Source organism: Streptomyces sp. UNOC14_S4 (assembly GCF_020740835.1).
Classification (GTDB): Bacteria; Actinomycetota; Actinomycetes; order Streptomycetales; family Streptomycetaceae; genus Streptomyces.
Genome location: NZ_JAINFC010000602.1, coordinates 1 through 4,155, shown reverse-complemented (window position 1 = coordinate 4,155; position 4,155 = coordinate 1). Strand labels below are relative to the sequence as shown.

At 72.9% G+C, this 4,155-nt stretch carries 3 protein-coding genes; all 3 read right to left on the bottom strand.

Annotation, left to right across the window (positions count from 1 at the left end):
- On the bottom strand, positions 1-272 hold a 272-nt coding region (locus tag K6I34_RS32870), incomplete at its 3' end, for an NUDIX hydrolase (RefSeq protein ID WP_229331697.1).
- Complete coding sequence (locus K6I34_RS32865; protein ID WP_229331696.1) at positions 269-1,537, bottom strand: CHAD domain-containing protein; 1,269 nt, start codon at positions 1,535-1,537, stop codon at positions 269-271. The genes K6I34_RS32870 and K6I34_RS32865, both read right to left, overlap by 4 nt.
- Positions 1,518-3,899, bottom strand: a complete 2,382-nt coding sequence (locus tag K6I34_RS32860) for an RNA degradosome polyphosphate kinase (RefSeq protein ID WP_308294094.1) — start codon at positions 3,897-3,899, stop codon at positions 1,518-1,520. The genes K6I34_RS32865 and K6I34_RS32860 overlap by 20 nt, the downstream gene beginning before the upstream one ends.
- Positions 3,900-4,155: the final 256 nt, after the last annotated feature.

Here is a 4,155-nt window from a genome sequence, read left to right as displayed (position 1 = left end):
CCCCAGTACCGCACTTCCTTCAGCCGCCCCGACACCTCGTACCGGACAGTCGGCAGAGCGCACCCCACCACACACGCCATGCCCGTCTCCTCCAGCACCTCCCGCACCGCACCGGACAGCGCGTCCTCACCCGCCTTCAGCTTGCCCTTGGGGTGCGACCAGTCGTCCCACTTGGGCCGGTGGACCAGGGCGACCTCCAAGCCGCCGTCGCCCCCGGCGGCACGCCGCCACAGCACACACCCCGCCGCAAGAATGACGTCGCTGCCCGTCACAGCCCCGTCCCCAACCGCTGCCAGGCACGTCCGAACGCGAACCGGGCCGCCTCCACCTCGTGCCGCTGGTCGGCATGGAGAACACCGAGCGCGTACGCCGTGGCAGGCGCGATCCGGGGCGTACGGGCGGCAGCAGCGGCAGCAGCCGCGGCTTCCGCCGCGTCGCGGTGCCGGTCGAGTGCCTGACCGGCGTTCAGCAGGCGTACGGACAGGGTCGGTTCGACCTCGGCCTGCCGGTGCTCGTCCAGTACCTCCTGCGCGTAGCGGCGCAGCCGTACGAGCTGCCGTACCTGGTGCCAGGGGGCGTCCTGGCGGCCCTCCGCGGGCGGTGCGTCGGAGGACCCGGTGGCCGCGAGGCCGTGGGTGAGGGCCTCGGCGTTGTACGGGTGCCCGGCGACGGACAGCGGCAGCGCCCCGACGGCGTCCACGAGCCGCCGCTGGGCCTGTTCGGCGAGGCGGGGCAGTGCCTCGTCGGCCGGGAGCTCGTGCGCGGCCGGTGCGAGCGGCGCCTCGGAGGCGAGCACGGCGGCGGCGTCGGCCACGGCGTGGAAGCGCGAGGTGCCCAGGGCCTGGAGCGCGGCGGAGTGCGCCCGGGTCCGGGCGAGCGTGAGCTGCCGCTCCAGCAGGGCGCCCGCGCGCGCCGCGCCGACCGTCAGCCCGCTCCACGGCCGCTCGTCGGCCGCAGGCCCGGACGGAACTCCAGGGGCAGAGCCCGACAGCCGGTGCAGAGCGCCGCGCAGCCGCGCCAGCCGCGCCGCGTAGGCGTGCTCGCGCCCGAGCGTGCCGCACAGCCACAGCAGCTCGGCACGGAGCTGGTCGGTCCACTCGGTGTCGGTCAGCGGCCGGTAGACGCACAGGGCGCCGGAGAGCCGACGGGCCGAGCGGCGCAGCAGCCGGGCGGCCTCGGTCGCGTCCTCGGCGCCGGGGCCGCTGTCGCCGTGCAGCCGCAGGCTGCGCAGGAACTCGGTGGCCTGGCCGTGCAGATAGGCCGCCAGCGCCTCGCCCGCGGTCGCCGTACCTGTCGCGGCAGGCCCCACGGCCGACCCCGTAGCCGGTCCCGTAGCCGGTCCTGTGGCCGGTCCTGTGGTCAGTCCCGGCCGTTCGGACCGCTGCACCGGCTGCACCGGCTGTACGGGCCGTACGGGCTGCTGTACGGGCCTGTCGGCGGGGTCCGGGCGGTCGGGGGCGGTGCGTTCGGTCATCACGTCCTGTCCCCCGGGCTGCATGGTGACCGCCGACAGCGGGTCATGGGGTCGTCGAGCCACGCCGGCGCCTCCGCGCGTCTATGAGCATCTCTTGTACGTTGGGCAGCGGCTGTCCGTCGGCGTCCGTCGCATGGCGCCGCCAGTCGCCGTCCGGGCCGAGGTGCCAGGAGGCGGTGGAGTCGGACATCCCGGTCTCCAGCAGCCGTCCGAGCGAGGCCCGGTGCGCGGGGTCGGTGACCCGCACGAGCGTCTCGATGCGCCGGTCGAGGTTGCGGTGCATCATGTCGGCGCTGCCGAGCCACACCTCGGGCTCGCCACCGTTCCCGAACACGAAGACGCGGGAGTGTTCGAGGAACCGCCCGAGCACGCTGCGCACCCGGATGTTCTCGGAGAGCCCGGCCACGCCCGGCCGCAGGGCACATATGCCGCGCACCCAGACGTCCACCGGCACCCCGGCCCGCGAGGCGCGGTAGAGGGCGTCGACGACGGCCTCGTCGACCATCGAGTTGACCTTGATGCGGACGTAGGCGGGGCGCCCGGCCCTGTGGTGGGCGATCTCCTTGGCGATGCGGGCGATCAGCCCGTCGCGCAGCGAGCGCGGGGCGACGAGCAGCCGCCGGTAGGTCTCGCGGCGGGAGTAGCCGGACAGCCGGTTGAAGAGGTCGGAGAGGTCGGCGCCGACCTGCGGGTCCGCGGTGAGCAGGCCGAGGTCCTCGTAGAGGCGCGCGGTCTTGGGGTGGTAGTTGCCGGTGCCGACGTGGGAGTAGCGGCGCAGGACGTCGCCCTCCTGCCGGACCACGAGGGAGAGCTTGCAGTGCGTCTTGAGGCCGACGAGCCCGTAGACGACGTGGCAGCCCGCCTCCTCCAGCTTCCGCGCCCACTTGATGTTGGCCTGCTCGTCGAAACGGGCCTTGATCTCGACGAGGACGAGGACCTGCTTGCCGGACTCCGCCGCGTCTATCAGGGCGTCGACGATCGGCGAGTCCTCGCCGGAGGTGCGGTAGAGCGTCTGCTTGATCGCCAGGACGTCGGGGTCGGCGGCGGCCTGCTCCAGGAACGCCTGCACGGAGGTGGAGAACGAGTCGTACGGGTGGTGCAGGAGCACGTCGCGCTCGCGCAGGGCGGCGAAGATGTCGGGCGCGGAGGAGGACTCGACCTCGGCGAGGTCACGGTGGGTGCCCGCGATGAACTTGGGGTACTTGAGCTCGGGCCGGTCGAGGGACGCGATGCGGAAGAGCGCGGTCAGGTCGAGCGGGCCGGGCAGCGGGTAGACCTCGGCGTCGGAGATCTTCAGCTCGCGCACCAGCAGGTCGAGGACGTACGGGTCGATGGTCTCCTCGACCTCCAGCCGCACGGGCGGGCCGAAGCGGCGCCGCATGAGCTCCTTCTCCAGCGCCTGGAGCAGGTTCTCGGCGTCGTCCTCCTCGACCTCCAGGTCCTCGTTGCGGGTCACCCGGAACATGTGGTGCGCGAGCACCTCCATGCCGGGGAAGAGCTCCTCCAGGTGGGCCGCGATCACGTCCTCCAGCGGCACGTACCGCTGCGGGGAGGCCTCCAGGAACCGGGAGAGCAACGGCGGGACCTTCACACGTGCGAAATGATCATGGCCGCTGACGGGGTTGCGCACGACGACGGCGAGGTTGAGGGAGAGCCCGGAGATGTACGGGAAGGGGTGCGCGGGGTCGACGGCCAGCGGGGTCAGCACGGGGAAGATCTGCTGGCGGAAGAGGGTGAAGAGGCGGCCCTGCTCCTTCTCGGTCAGCTCGGGCCAGCGGATCAGGTGGATGCCGTGCTCGGCGAGCTCGGGGGCGACGTCCTGCTGGTAGCAGGCGGCGTGCCGGGCCATGAGCTCGCGGGAGCGGGTCCAGATCTGCTCCAGCACCTCGCGCGGCTGGAGCCCGGCGGCGGAGCGGGTGGCGACACCGGTGGCGATGCGCCGCTTGAGCCCGGCGACGCGGACCATGAAGAACTCGTCGAGGTTGCCGGCGAAGATCGCGAGGAAGTTGGCGCGTTCGAGGAGCGGCGTGGCGGGGTCCTCGGCGAGCTCCAGGACCCGCTCGTTGAACGCGAGCCAGCTGCGTTCCCGGTCCAGGAAACGGCCCTCCGGCAGCGGCTCCTCGCCGTACGCGCCACCGGCCCCGTCACCGAAGTCCTCGTCGCCGTAGGCGGGGTCCCCGTAGGTGCCCAGGTCGGAGGCGTCCAGGTCCGGCTCCAGGCCTGGGGAGGCCGGTGCGACGACGGCGTACGGCCTGTGCGCGGCGATCGAACCGACGGAGGGTTGCGGGTTGCCGGAACCGCCGCGGAAGCCGCTGCTGCTGCTGTTGCCGGTGCTGCTGCTGTTGCCGGTGCTGCTACCGGTGCCGCTGCCGCCGAAAACATTTCCGTGTGAACGGTCGTGTGCCTGGGCGCTCGACGAGGTCATGTCTTCATTGTTCCGCGCCATGGGCGGCACGGTCGCGTCGGCGACGATCGCCGTCGCGGCGCGTAGCCTTCGTCGGTCGGGTGCGTGGGGCACAGCGGGCTGCATTCGGCAAGACTCGCAACCGAGGTTGAATCACGGGTGAAGCCCACATGACACGCGGGAATCCGGGGTGCGTCTTGCGCTGCGCGCGTCTGCGGGCCGGTGGGGGCTGGTCGCGCCGTTCCCCGCGCCCCTGGGTGGTCGGGTGGGCCGGGGG

Excerpts from the sequence above, each read along its gene's own strand:
- K6I34_RS32860 (WP_308294094.1), bottom strand. The coding sequence starts at position 3,899 with ATGACCTCGTCGAGCGCCCAGGCACACGACCGTTCACACGGAAATGTT.